11 protein-coding genes are annotated in these 16339 nt (G+C 71.8%); 3 read left to right on the top strand and 8 right to left on the bottom strand.

From position 1 onward, the window contains the following. Positions 1–26: 26 nt before the first annotated feature. Together uvrA and AC0QR5_RS02650 are read right to left on the bottom strand one after the other, a co-directional pair. Positions 27–2900, bottom strand: coding sequence for an excinuclease ABC subunit UvrA (gene uvrA / locus AC0QR5_RS02655; protein ID WP_329860114.1), 2874 nt, complete (start codon positions 2898–2900; stop codon positions 27–29). A gap of 94 nt (positions 2901–2994) precedes the next feature. Beyond that, positions 2995–3369 (bottom strand): GntR family transcriptional regulator, encoded by a 375-nt coding sequence (locus tag AC0QR5_RS02650; protein WP_329860089.1) that lies wholly within the window; start codon positions 3367–3369, stop codon positions 2995–2997. 86 nt (positions 3370–3455) lie between these two features. Here AC0QR5_RS02650 and AC0QR5_RS02645 point away from each other — a divergent pair, with 86 nt between their 5' ends. Then, positions 3456–4136: an MBL fold metallo-hydrolase gene (locus AC0QR5_RS02645; RefSeq protein ID WP_329860087.1), complete on the top strand. Its 681-nt coding sequence runs from the start codon at positions 3456–3458 to the stop codon at positions 4134–4136. A 6-nt stretch (positions 4137–4142) separates the two neighbouring features. On the opposite strand, the gene AC0QR5_RS02640 is transcribed toward AC0QR5_RS02645, so the two are convergent. Next, complete coding sequence (locus AC0QR5_RS02640; RefSeq protein ID WP_329860086.1) at positions 4143–4946, bottom strand: trans-aconitate 2-methyltransferase; 804 nt, start codon at positions 4944–4946, stop codon at positions 4143–4145. Between the two features lie 50 nt (positions 4947–4996). Here AC0QR5_RS02640 and AC0QR5_RS02635 point away from each other — a divergent pair, with 50 nt between their 5' ends. Then, positions 4997–7531, top strand: coding sequence for a DEAD/DEAH box helicase (locus tag AC0QR5_RS02635; RefSeq protein ID WP_329860084.1), 2535 nt, complete (start codon positions 4997–4999; stop codon positions 7529–7531). Between the two features lie 6 nt (positions 7532–7537). On the opposite strand, the gene AC0QR5_RS02630 is transcribed toward AC0QR5_RS02635, so the two are convergent. Further along, complete coding sequence (locus tag AC0QR5_RS02630) at positions 7538–9124, bottom strand: ATP-binding protein (RefSeq protein WP_329860082.1); 1587 nt, start codon at positions 9122–9124, stop codon at positions 7538–7540. Between the two features lie 54 nt (positions 9125–9178). After that, positions 9179–10078 (bottom strand): metal-dependent hydrolase, encoded by a 900-nt coding sequence (locus tag AC0QR5_RS02625; protein WP_329860081.1) that lies wholly within the window; start codon positions 10076–10078, stop codon positions 9179–9181. A 75-nt stretch (positions 10079–10153) separates the two neighbouring features. Between AC0QR5_RS02625 and AC0QR5_RS02620 the strand changes: the two genes are divergently transcribed. Beyond that, positions 10154–11485 carry an alpha/beta fold hydrolase gene (locus AC0QR5_RS02620; protein ID WP_329860079.1) on the top strand — a complete coding sequence of 444 codons (1332 nt, stop codon included), beginning with the start codon at positions 10154–10156 and terminating at the stop codon, positions 11483–11485. Here AC0QR5_RS02620 and AC0QR5_RS02615 read toward each other — a convergent pair. The 3 genes from AC0QR5_RS02615 to uvrB form a co-directional block, all read right to left on the bottom strand. Further along, the gene (locus AC0QR5_RS02615) at positions 11448–12809 is read right to left on the bottom strand and encodes an MFS transporter (protein WP_329860078.1); all 1362 of its coding nucleotides are present in this window, start codon (positions 12807–12809) and stop codon (positions 11448–11450) included. The genes AC0QR5_RS02620 and AC0QR5_RS02615 overlap by 38 nt on opposite strands. Positions 12810–12883: 74 nt before the next feature. After that, complete coding sequence (locus AC0QR5_RS02610; protein WP_329860077.1) at positions 12884–13918, bottom strand: TerC family protein; 1035 nt, start codon at positions 13916–13918, stop codon at positions 12884–12886. A gap of 216 nt (positions 13919–14134) precedes the next feature. After that, the gene (uvrB, locus tag AC0QR5_RS02605; protein ID WP_329860075.1) at positions 14135–16240 is read right to left on the bottom strand and encodes an excinuclease ABC subunit UvrB; all 2106 of its coding nucleotides are present in this window, start codon (positions 16238–16240) and stop codon (positions 14135–14137) included. Between the last annotated feature and the right edge of the window lie 99 nt (positions 16241–16339).

Here is a 16339-nt window from a genome sequence, read left to right as displayed (position 1 = left end):
GACACGGCATACGACGCCGGTCCCGGCTAGCGTCCGGCGGGGGCCAGGAGCTCGGCCAGGAAGCGCCCCGTGTGGCTGTCCGTGGACCGGGCGACCTTTTCCGGCGTCCCCTCCGCGATGACCATGCCGCCGCCGGAGCCCCCCTCCGGCCCGAGGTCGATGACCCAGTCCGCGCTTTTGATCACGTCGAGGTTGTGCTCGATCGTGATGACCGTGTTCCCCTTCTCCACGAGGCTCTGCAGCACGAGCAGGAGCTTGCGGATGTCCTCGAAGTGCAATCCCGTGGTCGGCTCGTCCAGGACGTAGATGCTCCTTCCATTGGAGCGCTTCTGCAGCTCGGCGGCGAGCTTGACGCGCTGCGCCTCGCCGCCGGAAAGGGTCGTCGCCGGCTGGCCGAGCCGGACGTAGCCCAGGCCGACGTCGACGAGCGTGTTCAGGTGCCGGGCGATCGGAGTGAAGGCGGCGAAGAACTCCGCGGCCTCTTCAATGGGCATGTCGAGGACGTCGGCGATGGTCTTGCCCTTGTAGTGGACCTCGAGCGTCTCGCGGTTGTAGCGGGCGCCGTGGCAGACCTCGCACGGGACGTAGACGTCGGGCAGGAAGTTCATCTCGATCTTCAGCGTGCCGTCACCCGTGCAGGCCTCGCAGCGGCCGCCCTTGACGTTGAACGAGAAGCGTCCCGGCTGGTAGCCGCGCACCTTGGCCTCGTTGGTCTCCGCGAAGAGCTTGCGCACGTGGTCGAACACGCCCGTGTAGGTCGCGGGGTTCGAGCGCGGCGTGCGTCCGATGGGGCTCTGGTCCACGTGGATCACCTTGTCCAGGTGCTCCAGGCCCTCGACGCGCGTGTGCCGCCCCGCGACCTGCTTGGCGCCGTTGAGCTTGTTGGCCATGACCTTGTAGAGGATGTCGTTGACGAGCGTGGACTTCCCCGAGCCGCTCACGCCGGTGACGGCCGTGAGGACGCCGAGCGGGAAGTTCACCTTGACGTCCCGCAGGTTGTTCTCGCGCGCCCCGACGACGGTGATCTGGCGCTTGCGGTCCACCGGGCGGCGGGCCGCTGGCAGCTCGATGGACTTGCGGCCGGAGAGGTAGGCACCCGTGAGCGACTCGCCGTTCTCCAGAAGTCCCGCGAGCGGCCCGGAATGCACGACGTGTCCGCCGTGTTCGCCGGCGCCGGGTCCGATGTCGACGATCCAGTCCGCCTCGTGGATGGTGTCCTCGTCGTGTTCGACGACGATGAGCGTGTTCCCGAGGTCGCGCAGCCGGCTGAGCGTCTCGATGAGGCGGCGGTTGTCCCGCTGGTGCAGGCCGATGGACGGCTCGTCCAGGACGTAGAGGACGCCGACGAGGCCGGAGCCGATCTGCGTAGCGAGGCGGATGCGCTGGGCCTCGCCGCCGGAGAGCGTGCCCGCGGCTCGCTCGAGGTTGAGGTACTCGAGGCCCACGTCGAGCAGGAAGGACAGGCGCGCCTGGATCTCCTTGAGGACCTGTTGCGCGATCTGCCGCTCCCGGCCCGTCAGCTCGAGCCCGTGCAGGAAGTCCGCGCAGTCGCGCAGCGGCATCGCGGCCACCTCGGCGATGGAGCGCCCGTTGATGAGCACGGACAGCGAGGCGGGATTCAGGCGGGCGCCGTTGCACTCGGGGCACGGGATCTGCCGCATGTACTCCTCGTAGCGGTCGCGCGCGTTCTCCGACTCGGTTTCCTGGTGCTTGCGGTGGATGTACTGGACGACGCCCTCGAAGCCCGTACTGTACTTGCGCTCGCGGCCGAAGCGGTTGCGGTACTGCACCACGACCTTGTGGTCCTTGCCGTGCAGCACGGCCGTCCGCACCGAGGCCGGAAGCCTGCCCCACGCCGTGTCCATCGAGAAGCCGAGCTCGTGGGCGAGGCCCTCGAGGAGGCGGTTCCAGTATTCGGTGGTCGCGGTCCCGAGCGACCAGGGGGCGATCGCCCCGTCACGCAGCGACGTCGAGGGATCGGGGACGACGAGCTCCTCATCGACCTCGAGCCGCGTGCCGATGCCGGTGCAGGCGGGGCACGCGCCGAAGGGGTTGTTGAAGGAGAAGGAGCGCGGCTCGATCTCGTCGATCGCGAGCGGGTGCTCGTTGGGGCACGCGAGGTGCTCGGAGAACGCCCGGACACGGGCGTCGTCCTGGGCGTCGAGGTCCACGAAGTCGGCCAGGACGCGGCCCTCGGCCAGGCCCAGCGCGGTCTCCACCGAGTCGGTGAGGCGCTGCCGGATGCCCTCCTTGATCACGAGGCGGTCCACCACGACCTCGATGGTGTGCTTGAACTGCTTGCCGAGCTTCGGCGGGTCGCTGAGCTGGACGGTCTCCCCGTCGACGCGGGCCCTCGAGTAGCCCTTTGCCGCGAGCTCCTTGAACAGGTCGACGAACTCGCCCTTGCGGCCGCGGACGACGGGGGCCAGGACCTGGAAGCGCGTCCCGTCCTCGAGCTCGAGGAGCTGGTCGACGATCTGCTGCGGCGTCTGCCGGGCGACGACCTCGCCGCAGACCGGGCAGTGGGGACGCCCGACGCGCGCCCAGAGCAGGCGCATGTAGTCGTAGATCTCGGTGATGGTGCCCACGGTGGAGCGGGGGTTCTTGCTCGTCGACTTCTGGTCGATGGAGACGGCGGGCGAGAGCCCCTCGATGAAGTCGACGTCGGGCTTGTCCACCTGGCCGAGGAACTGGCGGGCGTAGGCGGAGAGCGACTCGACGTAGCGCCGCTGTCCCTCGGCGAAGATCGTGTCGAAGGCGAGGGAGGACTTCCCGGAACCGGACAGTCCGGTGAACACGATCATCGAGTCGCGCGGCAGGTCCAGGTCGACGTTGCGCAGGTTGTGCTCGCGCGCGCCCTTGACGATCAGCCGCGACTGGTCGGGGCGCGCCGGAAGCAGCTCGCCGTCGAGGGTGGGGTCCTGGAGTTCGGTCTGGGAAGGAATAGCCACGTTCACATGGTAGTCGAAAGTGTCTTCGAAAGCTCGTTCGAACCTAGCGCGCCTCGAAGGCCGCCCGCACGTACGCGAGCGCCCGCTCCGGATCGACGCCCCACTGGCGGGCGAGGGCGGCGAACTCCGCGGCCGCGTCGGCCAGGGGCCCCGCCCCGTCGTCGTCCCCGGCCTGGACGAGGGTGCCGTTGCGCCCCCGGGTCCTCACGACGCCCAGGGCCTCGAGCTCGCGGTAGGAGCGCGCGACCGTGTTCACTGCGACGCCCAGCCGTCCGGCGAGCGCGCGGACCGAGGGAAGCCGGGTTCCGGCGACGAGGCGGCCGTCCCGGACGGCGGCGATGACCTGCTGACGGATCTGCTCGTACGGGTGCGCTCCCCCGGGCTGGAGGTCGACCACGTCGTCGAGGACGTCGTCCATGTCGTGTCCCTTCGTCGGGGGCCCGCGGCGGCCGGGCCCGCATCCAGCGTAGCCGCGCGGGGCGGCGGCGCCGCTACGCTGGGGCCATGAGCGAGAACACCGGTTCCCCGACCCTGCTGCATTCCCTGCGCGACGTCGTCGTCCGCCGCTTGGCGGTCGGCGCGATGGACAACAACTGCTATCTCCTGACGCATCGCCGCACCGGCGCCCAGGTCCTGGTCGACGCCGCCGCCGACGCGCCGGCGCTGCTCGGCCTGCTCCGCGAGGGTGCCGCGGATGCCGAGGGGGACGCGGGCCTGGCACTCATCGTGACGACCCACCGGCACGCCGACCACATCGGGGCGCTGGCCGCGCTCGCGGAGGCCACGGGGGCCCGGCTTGCCGCGGGGAGCGGGGACGCCGAGGCGATCGAGATGGCCACCGGCGTGCGGATCGACGTCCGGCTGGACCACGGAGACGTGGGCCGCTTCGACGGCTTCGAGCTCACGGCCGTCCACCTGCGGGGGCACACTCCCGGCTCCGTCGCCCTCGTCTACGAGGATCCCGCCGGGCCGGCGCACCTCTTCACGGGCGATTCGCTGTTCCCCGGAGGCGTCGGTAACACCCAGCAGGACCCCGAGCGCTTCGCGTCCCTCCTGGCCGATGTCTCGGAACGTCTCTTCGGCGCCTATCCCGACGACTCCCTCGTCCATCCGGGGCACGGCCGCGGCACGACGCTGGGGGCGGAGCGTCCGCACGTGCCGGAATGGGCGGCCCGCGGCTGGTGACGCCTCCTAGCGCTTGCGCCCCGTGAAGAAGATCCGCCGGAACGGGAAGACGGTGTACGTCGTCCCGTCGGGCGCCGTGCGGGGCGGGTAGGCGTCGCGCAGCAGGGCCGCGTACTCGGCCTCGAACTCCTCGGTCTGCCTTGCGTCCAGCCGGGCGAGGACCGGGCGCAGGCCCGTCCCGCGCACCCATTCCAGGACGGGATCGGCCCCGGGCAGCAGCTGCTGGTAGCCCGTCTCCCACACGTCCGCCTCGAAGCCCGCGTCGACGAGGAGCCGTACGTAGTCGGCCGGTTCCCCCACCGGGTCGGCGCGCAGGACGGAGCCGAGCACGGGATCCCAGCGCGGGCTCGACGCGAGGCGGCGCATCAGCGCGTGGGACGGCGCCCCGAAGTTTCCGGGGACCTGGGCGGCGAACCAGGCGCCCGGGCGGAGGGCGTCGAGCCACCGTTCAACGAGCCGGGCGTGGTCCGGGATCCACTGCAGCATGGCGTTGCTGACGAGGACGTCGACGTCCTCGTCCGGAATCCACGAGGCGGCATCGGCGAGCGCGAAGCCCAGCCGGCCCGAGGCGAGGTCGGGGCTGGACGCGTGCCGGGCCAGCGCCTCGCGGATCATCTCCGGCGAGGAGTCCAGCCCCTCGACGCGGGCGCCGGGCCAGCGGGCTGCGAGCGAGGCCGTGAGCGGGCCGGGGCCGCAGCCGAGGTCGACGACGTGCGCCGGCGCCTCGGCCCGCACGCGTGCGGTGAGCTCGTGGAAGGGGCGGTCGCGGTGGTCGGCGAAGCGCTCGTACTGTGCTGGGTCCCAGGTCATGCCTCCAGCGTAGGCGGGGCCGCTCCGCCCGGCAGTAGGCTGGGGAGACCATGACTCTCACCGCGCTGCTGCCCTCCGATCCCCCACGCGGGACGACCCCCGACTCCACCTATGCCGCCTTTGCCTCCTGGGTCTCCGACCGCGGGATCGGCCTGTACCCGGCACAGGACGAGGCCGTCATGGAGCTCGTCCAGGGGCACAACGTCGTCCTCGCGACGCCCACGGGCTCGGGTAAGTCGCTCGTGGCCGTCGCCGCGCACTTCCACTCGCTCGCCCGCGGCGAGGTCAGCTTCTACACGGCCCCCATCAAGGCCCTCGTCTCGGAGAAGTTCTTCGCCCTCTGCGAGATCTTCGGGCCGGAGAACGTCGGGATGGTCACGGGCGACTCCTCGGTCAACGCCGACGCCCCCGTGATCTGCTGCACGGCCGAGATCCTCGCGAACATCGCGCTGCGGGAAGGCGCCGACGCGGACGTCGGAACGGTCGTCATGGACGAGTTCCACTTCTACTCCGACCCCCAGCGCGGCTGGGCGTGGCAGGTGCCGCTCCTCGAGCTGCCGCAGGCCCAGTTCCTGCTCATGTCCGCGACGCTGGGCGACGTCACGCGCTTCGAGGACGAGCTCACCCTGCGCACGGGACGCCCCACCGTCACGGTGGCCCACGCGGAACGCCCGATCCCGCTGCACTACTACTACTCCGAGGACCCCGTCCAGGAGTCCCTGCAGGAACTGCTCTCCACGCGGCAGTCGCCCGTCTACGTCGTGCATTTCAGCCAGCTGGAGGCCATCGAGCGGGCGCAGAACCTCACGAGCATCAACGTCTGCACCCGCGAGGAGAAGGACCGGATCGCCGAGCTCATCGCCGGGTTCCGCTTCAGCGCCGGGTTCGGCAAGACGCTCAACCGGCTCGTGCGGCACGGCATCGGCGTCCACCACGCCGGGATGCTGCCCAAGTACCGGCGCCTCGTCGAGCAGCTGGCCCAGGCGGGCCTGCTCAAGGTCATCTGCGGCACGGATACCCTCGGCGTGGGCATCAACGTGCCGATCCGCACGGTGATGCTCACGGCCCTGTCCAAGTACGACGGAACCCGTACTCGTCCCCTGAATGCCCGCGAGTTCCACCAGATCGCCGGACGGGCCGGGCGCGCCGGGTTCGACACGGCCGGAACGGTCGTGGTCCAGGCCCCCGAGTTCGCGATCGAGAACAAGAAGGCCATGGACAAGGCCGTCGCAAAATTCGGCGACGACCAGCGCAAGCTGCGCCAGGTCGTGAAGAAGAAGCCCCCGCAGGGCTTCGTCTCCTGGAGCGAGAAGACCTTCGACAAGATGGTCGTCTCCACGCCGGAGCCCCTGCAGTCGAGCTTCCAGGTCACGCATTCGATGCTGCTGAACCTGCTCGAGCGGCCCGGCGACTCCTTTGCGGCGGCACGCCGGCTCCTGACGGAGAACCACGAGCCACCCGCACGCCAGCGCGCCCTGCTGCGCCGCGCCCTGGGCATCCTGCGCGAGCTGCTCGCGACCGGCGTCGTCGAGCGCACCCGGGAACCCGACGAGCACGGGAACCGGCTGCGCCTCACGGTCCACCTGCAGCAGAACTTCGCCCTCAACCAGCCGCTCTCCCCGTTCGCGATGGCGAGCCTCGAGCTCCTGGACCGGGACTCGCCGTCGTACGCCCTCGACGTCGTCTCCGTCATCGAGGCGACCCTGGAAAAGCCGCGCCAGGTCCTCGCCGCGCAGGAGAAGAAGGCCCGGGGCGAGGCCGTCGCGGCGATGAAGGCCGACGGCGTGGAATACGAGGCCCGCATGGCCGCCCTCGACGAGGTCTCCTACGCCAAGCCCCTCGAAGAGCTGCTCGAGGCGGCGTTCGAGACCTACCGCCAGGGCGCCCCGTGGCTCGGGGACTTCGAGCTCGCGCCGAAGTCCGTGGTGCGGGACATGTACGAACGCGCGATGTCGTTCGGCGAGTACATCCAGTTCTACTCGCTCGCCCGGTCGGAGGGCATCCTGCTGCGCTACCTCACCGACGCCTACAAGGCGCTGCGCCAGACCGTACCGCAGGACGCGCTGCGCGAGGACCTCGAGGACCTGGTCGCGTGGCTCGGCGAGCTCGTGCGGCAGACCGACTCGAGCCTCCTCGACGAATGGGAGGAGCTCGCCTCCGGTGCAGGGCCCCGCGACGCCTCCGAGGAGATCGTTCCGCCGGTCCCTGAACGGCTCACCTCGAACGAGCGGGCCTTCCGCGTCATGGTGCGCAACGAGATGTTCCGCCGCGTGCAGCTCTTCGCCGACGAGCAGGACCGCGCCCTCGGCGAGCTCGACGGCCAGCACGGCTTCGACGCCGACGCGTGGGCCGACGCGATGGACGCCTACTTCGACGAGCACGAGGACATCGACGACGGTCCCGCCGCCCGGGGGCCGCAGCTGCTCGTCATCACGCCGGAGCCCACGCGGTGGAAGGTCCGCCAGATCTTCAAGGATCCGGCGGGCCACCTCGACTGGGGCATCGACGCGGTGGTCGACCTCGCCGCCTCGGACGAGGCCGGAGCGGCGGTCGTCACCGTGGTCGGCGTCGGGCGGCTCGACTAGCGCGGCTCAGTCCCCGTCGACGGGGCCGGCGGCCGCATCCCGTGCGTCCGGTTCGTCCCAGCCGACGTCGAGCGACGAGGCGTGGGCGCCGGGGCCGAACACCTGCCCGGTGCCGGGCGCCTGGGCGAACCATCCGAACGATCCCTGCGCGGGTCCTGCGACGAAGCCGAAGTCCACGCCCTCGTCGCCTCCCGGACCGGCGTCCGGCGCCGTCCCGGGCGGGACGCCCGATCCGTCGCCGCCGAGCAGGCTGCGGGTCAGCGCGGCGCCGTCGGCCATGAGCTCCTCGACCGCCCCGGCCAGGTGCCGGCCCTCGACCTGCGTCCCGGCGAGCGCCGCGGCGAGCACCGCCCGCCGCACGAGCTCCTTGGCGAACGACGCCGTGGTGCCCTCCGTCCGCCCGGCCGCCGCGTCGAGGACCGCGTCGTCGAGGTCCAGGCCGTCGGCGTAGAGCGCCAGCAGGGCACGGCGCTGCTCCCTCTCCGGCCGCGGGATCTCCACGGCCAGGTCGACCCGGCCGGGTCGCTGCGCGAGCGCCCGCTCCAGCAGGTCGACCCGGTTCGTGGTCAGCACGAATGCGACGTCCGCGTCCGGATCGAGCCCGTCCATGGCCTCGAGGACCTCGAAGAGCAGCGGCTGCGCACCGGGAAGGTGTCCGCGGTCCCCTGCGACGAGGTCGCAGTCCTCCAGCACGACGACGGCGGGCTGCAGCGCACGGGCGAGCCGGGCCGCCTCCGAGACGAGGGCGAGTGAACCGCCCGAGAGCAGCACCGCCGTCGTCCCCCGGGCCCGCCCCAGGAGGTAGCGGACGGTGTGCGTCTTGCCGGTTCCCGGCGGCCCGTAGAGCAGGACCCCGCGCTTGAGGTGCTGCCCGGCCGCGAGCAGGGCCCCACGGTGCGCTCCGAGGTCGACGACGTGGCGTTCGATCCTCTCCAGCACGCCCGCGGGCAGGACGACGTCGGACGCCTCCAGCTCCGGCCGGCGGTGGAAGGTCACGCCGCCCGTCGTCGCCTCGAACTCGTTCGCCGTGAAGGAGACGACGTGGCCCTGGTAGATGCTGTGGCGGCGCAAGTGGCCGCGGACCTCCCCGATGAAGCCGTCGACGGCCCCCGCGTCGGGGCCGATGACCTCGAGGGACGTCGCGCCGCGCCCGAACTGCGGATTGGCCGCCCGGAGCAGGACGGCCAGGGGAACGGCGCCGCGGTGGAACAAGTGCACGCCGAAGGAGACCACGCGCTCCTGCTCGTCGGGCCCGATGGCGACCGAACGGTACTCGGGCTCCGCCAGGGGCAGCTGGAACCCACGGCGTTGCACGAGCATGTCCTGCAGGGCCAGGTGGTGCCGCTCCGGACCGCCGACGCCGATCAGCCGGCCTCCACCGCCGCAGAGGACGCCCAGGGCGCGGGCCACGTCGGCGAGGCGGTGCGCGGGATGCTCCTCGGTGACCACCGGCAGGGCGGAGGCGTCTGCGCCGAGGTGCTTGTCGAGGGCGTCGCCCAGCTGCGGGCCGGTGTGCTCCGCCTGACGGGCCGCGTGGGCGGCGTCGGACAGCTCGGCGAAGTGGCGCAGGAAGTCGTCCAATGGGGTCCCCATGGCTGGACTCTAGCAGCCACCCGGCGGTGGGGCCGGGCCCGGGCCGGCCCGGGTTCAGCGCGGGAGCGGAACGGGGAGCCCGGCGAGCGCGGCGGGGCCGAGCAGCAGCGCCGCCGCCGAGGCGCCCGTCCCCGCGAGTGCGTAGGCGGCGACCGGGACGGCGAGCATCCACTCGCGCCGGGATCCCGTGCTGCCCAGCAACGGCACGGCCAGGTTGCCGTTGGGCCGCCAGAGGCGGCCCAGCAGCGGCACGCGGGACACGGCCCGCGGTCGGCGCAGGCGCAGCGGCCAGAGGATGTTGCAGCCGCCGGTCGTCAGGAGGTCGCCCGCCACGTGCGCCGCGGCGCCGAGCACGACGGCGGCGACGAACCACCGCTGGTCCTCCGGTCCCGCGAGCCCCACGAAGGCCCCGGCGGCGACCCCGAGCACCCACGGTGTGCGCCGCATCGTATCGGGGATGAAGCGCAGGGCCTTCGCCGCGAGGGAGACGAGCAGCACGGCGGCGAGCCCGGCCCCCGGGTAGACGGTCCCGAGGTCCACGCCCCCGACCCGCCCGGCCTCCCAGGCCCAGAGGCCCGTGAGCCAGGCCAGGACGGCGAGCACCACGAGTCCGACCGCCGAGTGGGTGCCCTGCCGGTGTCCTCCGGCGACGCGGCCGAGGCGCGCGCACAGCCAGCGGGACACGGGAGGAAGGGCCTGGGCGATCGAGGCGTGGCGGTGGTCGGCGTCGGGCAGCAGGGCCGCCCCCGCGCAGACGAGCAGCCCGGCGAGGAAGCCGGCGGGCTCCGCGGCGATGAGTCCCAGCCCCACCGTGATCGTCTCCGGCAGCCGGGCCCCCGTGACGGCCTGCCACGGGGCGTCGAGCCACGCGGCGGAGCCCAGGGGGATCTCGACCCGGCTCGCGACGGCGGTCCACGCGGCCGCCCCGCAGACGGCGTGGTTGCCTCCCATCATGGCGGCGCTCCTCCCCCGTGGCACGGTGTCCGGCGCCGGGGATCCGGCGGCCTTCCACCCTATACGCTGGGTTTCATGAGCCAGCGCACCACGCCCCACCGGATCGCCGCAGTCCACGAGTTCCGCGGGATGCGGACCACCGAGCACTACTTCGAGGTCCCGCTGGACCACGACGATCCGGACGGTGGGCAGCTGACGCTCTTCGCCCGCGAGGTCTCCTCGACGGAACACGCGGATCCCGGGCGGCTGCCGTGGCTGCTCTTCCTCCAGGGTGGTCCGGGCGGCAAGGGGCCCCGGGTCTCGACGCTCGGCGGCTGGCTCGAGGAGGCCTGCAAGGAGTTCAGGGTCCTGCTGCTGGACCAGCGCGGCACGGGACTCAGCTCCCCCGCAACGCGGCAGACGCTGCCCCTGCGCGGGGATCCCGCCGCGCAGGCGGCCTACCTGGCGCGCTTCCGGGCCGACGCGATCGTGCGCGACGCCGAGCTGCTGCGCGGCCTGCTCGCCGACGGGCCGTGGACGACGTTCGGGCAGAGCTATGGCGGCTTCTGCACCCTCAGCTACCTGTCCCTGGCGCCGGGGGGCCTCGCCGGCTGCCTCGTCGCGGGCGGGCTGCCGCCCCTGGCCGGCGGCCCGGACCTCGTCTACCGGGCCACCTACGCGCGCATGTCCGCCCGCAACGCCGAGTACTTCGCGGCCTATCCGGAGGACCGGGCGATGCTGGACCGGATCCTCGCGCACGTCGACCGGGTCGAGGAGCAGCTGCCGGACGGGCGCCCGGTGCGGAGGCACACCGTGCAGATGCTGGGGCAGTTCCTCGGCGGCAACACGCGCGTCGACCAGCTCCACCACGTGCTCGAGGGAGCCCTCGTGCGCACGCGCGGCGGGGAATCGCTCTCCGACGCGTTCCTCGAGGCGCTGCAGGGGCAGGCCTCGCGCTACTCCAACCCCCTCTACGCGCTGATGCACGAGTCGATCTACGGCCAGGGCGGGCCGACGGCGTGGTCTGCCGCCCGAGTGCTGGAGGAGTTCCCCGACTTCGCGCCGGACGCAGCGAGCCCGCTCTTGACCGGCGAGATGGTCTACCCCTGGTACTTCGAGGAGGATCCGGCGTTGCGCCCGCTCGAGCAGGTCGCCGCCCTCCTGGCCGGCCACGGGGACTGGCCGGCGCTCTACGACCCCGAGCGCCTCGCCCGGAACACGGTGCCCGTCGCGGCCGTGGTCTACGCGGACGACGTCTACGTCGACCGTGAGCTGAGCCTGGAGACGGCGGCGGCCGTGCGCGGCCTGCGCGTCTGGGAGACGGACGAGTTCCACCACGACGGGATCGCGGACGACGGCGCGGCGGTGTTCTCCCGCCTGCTCGGCATGATCAGGCCGCAGGAACCCGCCGGGGACGCCCCGTCCTGAGGGACGCCGCGCACCAGAGCGCGACGCCGGCCGCGACGGCGAGGGCGGCGAGGTTCAGTCCCGTGAACCCCACCCAGGCGAGGACGACGCCGGATCCGGCGGCTCCCAGCGCGCCCGCCGCGCCCATGAGCGTGTCCGAGAGCCCCTGGACCAGGACCCGGCGTCGTCCGTCCACGCTTTCGGCGAGGAACGCGGACGCGGCGACGACCGCCATCGACCACCCCAGCCCCAGGAGCACGAGCCCCGCGGCGACCGCCAGGTGGCTCTCCCGTCCGAGCCCGGCCGTCACGAGCGCCGCGGCCAGCACGCACTGGGCCGCGAGCATCGTCCGACGGCGCCCGAGCCGGTCCGCCATCCACCCCATGACCGGGGACAAGGCATACATGCCCGCGATGTGCAGCGAAATCGTGAAGCCGATCAGGACCAGCGTGTCCGGGGAGGCAGCGTGGCCGGCATGCCCGGCGGGTTCCGCGAGTTCCCTGAGGTGCACGGGCGTCATCGCCATGACGGACACCATGACGAGGTGGGCGCCGACGACCGTGGCGATGCCGAGCCGCGCCGCGGGCGAGTCCCGGACGGCGCGGACCCCGTCGCGCAGCGAGGGCCGGCCCGGTGCCGCCGCGGGGAAGGCGGGAACGCCCTCCGGGCCCCCTGCCGCGGATCCCCCGCGACCGGCGTCGGCCGGGATCTCCGCTCCGAACGCGAGCGGGTCGGGGCGGAGGCCGATCTGGAGGACGACGGCGGCGGCCAGCAGCCCTGCGAGCGAGAACAGGAAGGGCCCGCTGAGCGGAGGCAGTCCGAGCGAGGCGCCCCACGCGCTGCCCGGTCCGATGAGGTTGGGCCCGGCGACCGCCCCGACGGTGATCGACCAGACGACGAGGCCCACGTCGCGGCCCCGCGTCGCGTCGTCGGCGAGGTCGGTCGCCGCGAACCTCGCCTGGAGGTTCGCCGCGGCACCGACGCCGAGCAGGAGGGAGCCCGCCAGCAGGGCGGCGAAGCTGCCGAGGAGCGGAGCGGCCGCCATGGCCACGGCGCCGGCCGCGGCGAGCAGCAGGCCGGCCGACAGCGCCGTCCTGCGTCCGCGGCGCGCGGCGAGGCCGGCGAGCGGCAGGGCGGCGAGCGCGCCGGCCACGGAGATGGCCGTCGTGCTGGCCCCCGCGAAGGCGTTGCTGCCGGTCAGCTCGACCGCCATGAGGGATCCGATCGCGAGCCCCGCGCCGTTGCCGATCCCGCTGAAGAGCTGCGCCGCGGCGAGCGTGGCGACCACCCGCCGCTGCACGGCCTGACGCCGGGCGCCGGGCGCCGTCGTTGCGTGTTCTGCCACCCGCCCAGCGTAGCAATGGCCCCCGCGGAGGCGGGGGCCATGGCCGGTGGGAGGGCGCGGCGCGCGCCGGGCGCCTACTCGGCGTCGCTGCGGACGCTCTCGATGTCCTTCTGCAGCCGGGCGTCCATCGCGGCGCGGCGGCCCGCCGGGCTCACGAGCGAGGCCACGGTCGCGACGACGATCGTCCCGAGGATCACGCCGAGGGACAGCGGGGTGCCGATGACGGGGACCCACTCGATGTGCTGGCCGCCGTTGATGAACGGGAGCTCGTTCTCGTGCATCGCGTGGAAGATGAGCTTGACGCCGATGAAGGCCAGGATGACCGAGAGTCCGTGCTTGAGGTACACGAGGCGGTCCATGAGTCCGCCGAGCAGGAAGTAGAGCTGGCGCAGGCCCATGAGCGCGAAGATGTTCGCGGTGAAGACGATGAAGGCGCTCTGGGTCAGGCCGAAGATGGCCGGGATGGAGTCGACCGCGAAGAGCAGGTCGGTCATGCCGATCGTGATGAAGACGAGGACCATGGGCGTGAACACGCGGCGGCCGTCGACGGTCGTGCGCAGCTTGTTGCCGTCGTAGTGCTCGCTCACCGGGAGCTTCCTGGTCAGGCGCGCGATCAGGCCGGACTCCGAGCCCTCCTCCTCGTCCTCGCCCGAATCGGTGGCCTGCTTCCAGGCGGTCCACAGCAGGAAGACGCCGAAGAGGTAGAAGACCCAGCTGAAGTGCTCGATCACGGTCGCGCCGACCATGATGAAGATGCCGCGGAGGATCAGCGCGATGATGATGCCGAACATCAGCACCTCCTGCTGGTACTTCCGGGGCACGGAGAAGCGGGCCATGATGATGATGAAGACGAACAGGTTGTCGACGCTGAGGCTGTATTCGGTGACCCAGCCGGCCACGAATTCCTGGCCGTAGTCCGGGCCGGCCTGCCAGAACAGCAGGCCCGCGAAGCACAAGGCGAGGGTGACGTAGAAGCCGACCCACAGGCCGGCCTCCTTCATGGAGGGCTCGTGGGGGCGCTTGACGACGTAGAGCAGGTCGAAAAGCAGGATGAGGCCCAGGACGGCGAACGAGATCGCCTGGAACTGGACGGAAAGCTGGTCTGACACGGACGGCCTTTCGACGGCGCGCTGGCGCCGGTAGAGGGTACGGATGTGGGCCGCAAGTCTCTCCGCCGCCCGGTCCACCGGGTCCGGCCACTGTGCCCGGCGGGTCGTCGTCGACCCGCGTGCTGACGTCCACAGTGTTCGGGATACTCCCCTACGCTCGGATCAGTGTAGCCGAAGCGGGCCCGCCGGCACGCCGGCGGGCGTCACACGACGCGGCTAGGCGTGGCCGGCCTTCTGCATCTGCCGCAGCTCCTTCTTGAGTTCCCCGACCTCGTCGCGCAGCCGGGCCGCGAGCTCGAACTGGAGCTCGGCGGCCGCCCCGTGCATCTGCTCCGTGAGCTGGGTGATGAGGTCCACGAGGTCCTCGGCCGGGACGGCCGCGAGCCCGTCGCGGCGCACCACGGACTCGGCCTTGGCGGTCTGGCTCCCGCTCGTGCGCCGGGCGCCCTTGGCCAGCCGCTGGTTGTTCAGGAGCTCCTGCGTGTCCGCGTCCTCGCGGGCCAGCTGGTCCGTGATGTCGGCGATCTTCTTGCGCAGCGGCTGCGGGTCGATCCCGCGCTCGGCGTTGTAGGCCTGCTGGATGGCCCGGCGCCGGTTCGTCTCGTCGATCGCGGTGGCCATCGAGTCGGTGATCCGGTCCGCGTACATGTGCACCTGCCCGGAGACGTTGCGGGCCGCGCGCCCGATGGTCTGGATGAGCGAGGTCCCGGAGCGCAGGAAGCCCTCCTTGTCCGCGTCGAGGATCGCCACGAGCGAGACCTCCGGCAGGTCCAGCCCCTCGCGCAGGAGGTTGATGCCGACGAGGACGTCGAACGTCCCGAGGCGCAGCTCGCGCAGGAGCTCGACGCGGCGCAGGGTGTCGACGTCGGAGTGCAGGTACTCGACCTTGACGCCGTGCTCGGTGAGGTAGCCCGTCAGGTCCTCCGCCATGCGCTTGGTCAGCGTCGTGACGAGGACGCGCTCGTCGCGCTCCACGCGTACCCGGATCTCGTCGAGCAGGTCGTCGATCTGTCCCTTCGTCGGCTTGACCACGATCTCCGGGTCGACCAGGCCGGTGGGGCGGATGATCTGCTGCACGACGCCGTCGGATTTGCCGAGCTCGTACTTGCCCGGCGTCGCGGAAAGGTAGACGGTCTGGCCGATGCGCTCGAGGAACTCGTCCCACTTGAGCGGCCGGTTGTCCATGGCCGAGGGGAGCCGGAAGCCGTGCTCGACGAGCGTGCGCTTGCGCGACATGTCGCCCTCGTACATCGCGCCGATCTGCGGGATCGTGACGTGGGACTCGTCGACGACGAGCATGAAGTCGTCCGGGAAGTAGTCCAGGAGGCAGTGCGGCGCCGTGCCGGCGCCGCGGCCGTCGATGTGGCGCGAGTAGTTCTCGATGCCGTTGCAGAAGCCCATCTGCTGCATCATCTCGAGGTCGTAGGTGGTGCGCATGCGCAGCCGCTGGGCCTCGACGAGCTTGTTCTGCCCCTCGAGCTCGTTCAACCGCCCGCGCAGCTCGTCCTCGATGTCGGTGATGGCCCGGTTCATCCGCTCCGGCCCGGCGACGTAGTGGCTCGCGGGGAAGACGTACATCTCCTCCTCCTCGCGGATCACGTCCCCGGTCAGGGGGTGCAGCGTGTGGATCTGCTCGATCTCGTCCCCGAAGAACTCGATCCGCAGCGCCTGCTCCTCATACATCGGGATGATCTCCACCGTGTCCCCGCGCACGCGGAACGTCCCGCGGTGGAAGTCGGTGTCGTTGCGGGCGTACTGCATCGAGACGAACTTCCGCAGCAGCTCGTCCCGGTTCAGCTCCATCCCCTTGCGCAGCGTCACCATGCCGGCGACGTATTCCTCCGGCGTGCCGAGCCCGTAGATGCAGGACACGGTCGCGACCACGACGACGTCGCGGCGCGTCAGCAGCGCGTTGGTGGCCGAGTGCCGCAGCCGTTCGACCTCCTCGTTGATGGAGGAGTCCTTCTCGATGAAGGTGTCCGTCTGCGGGACGTAGGCCTCCGGCTGGTAGTAGTCGTAGTAGGAGACGAAGTACTCGACCGCGTTGTTGGGCAGCAGCTCGCGGAACTCGTTCGCCAGCTGCGCGGCCAGGGTCTTGTTCTGCACCATGACGAGCGTCGGCCGCTGGACCTGTTCGATCAGCCAGGCCGTCGTGGCCGACTTGCCCGTTCCGGTCGCACCCAGCAGCACGACGTCCTTCTCGCCGCCGTTGATCCGCTCGGCCAGCTCGCGGATCGCCTGCGGCTGGTCGCCGGCGGGCTGGTAGTCGCTGATGACCTCGAAGGGGGCGACGACGCGGTTGATCTGCTGGGCCAGGCTCATGGATCTAGGCTACGCCCCCGCCGCTTCGAACGCATCTTCGATCATGGCACGGGTCGCCCACCGGGCCCCGTGCGGACCGTCCGGGCGGACGACGGCGGG

This window comes from Arthrobacter sp. J156 (genome assembly GCF_056172865.1).
This window is presented reverse-complemented; position numbering and strand designations above follow the sequence as displayed.

Coding starts and splice junctions, on each gene's coding strand:
- AC0QR5_RS02650 (WP_329860089.1), bottom strand. CDS start 3,369: ATGGACGACGTCCTCGACGACGTGGTCGACCTCCAGCCCGGGGGAGCG.
- AC0QR5_RS02645 (WP_329860087.1), top strand. CDS start 3,456: ATGAGCGAGAACACCGGTTCCCCGACCCTGCTGCATTCCCTGCGCGAC.
- AC0QR5_RS02640 (WP_329860086.1), bottom strand. CDS start 4,946: ATGACCTGGGACCCAGCACAGTACGAGCGCTTCGCCGACCACCGCGAC.
- AC0QR5_RS02635 (WP_329860084.1), top strand. CDS start 4,997: ATGACTCTCACCGCGCTGCTGCCCTCCGATCCCCCACGCGGGACGACC.
- AC0QR5_RS02630 (WP_329860082.1), bottom strand. CDS start 9,124: ATGGGGACCCCATTGGACGACTTCCTGCGCCACTTCGCCGAGCTGTCC.
- AC0QR5_RS02625 (WP_329860081.1), bottom strand. CDS start 10,078: ATGATGGGAGGCAACCACGCCGTCTGCGGGGCGGCCGCGTGGACCGCC.
- AC0QR5_RS02620 (WP_329860079.1), top strand. CDS start 10,154: ATGAGCCAGCGCACCACGCCCCACCGGATCGCCGCAGTCCACGAGTTC.
- uvrB (WP_329860075.1), bottom strand. CDS start 16,240: ATGAGCCTGGCCCAGCAGATCAACCGCGTCGTCGCCCCCTTCGAGGTC.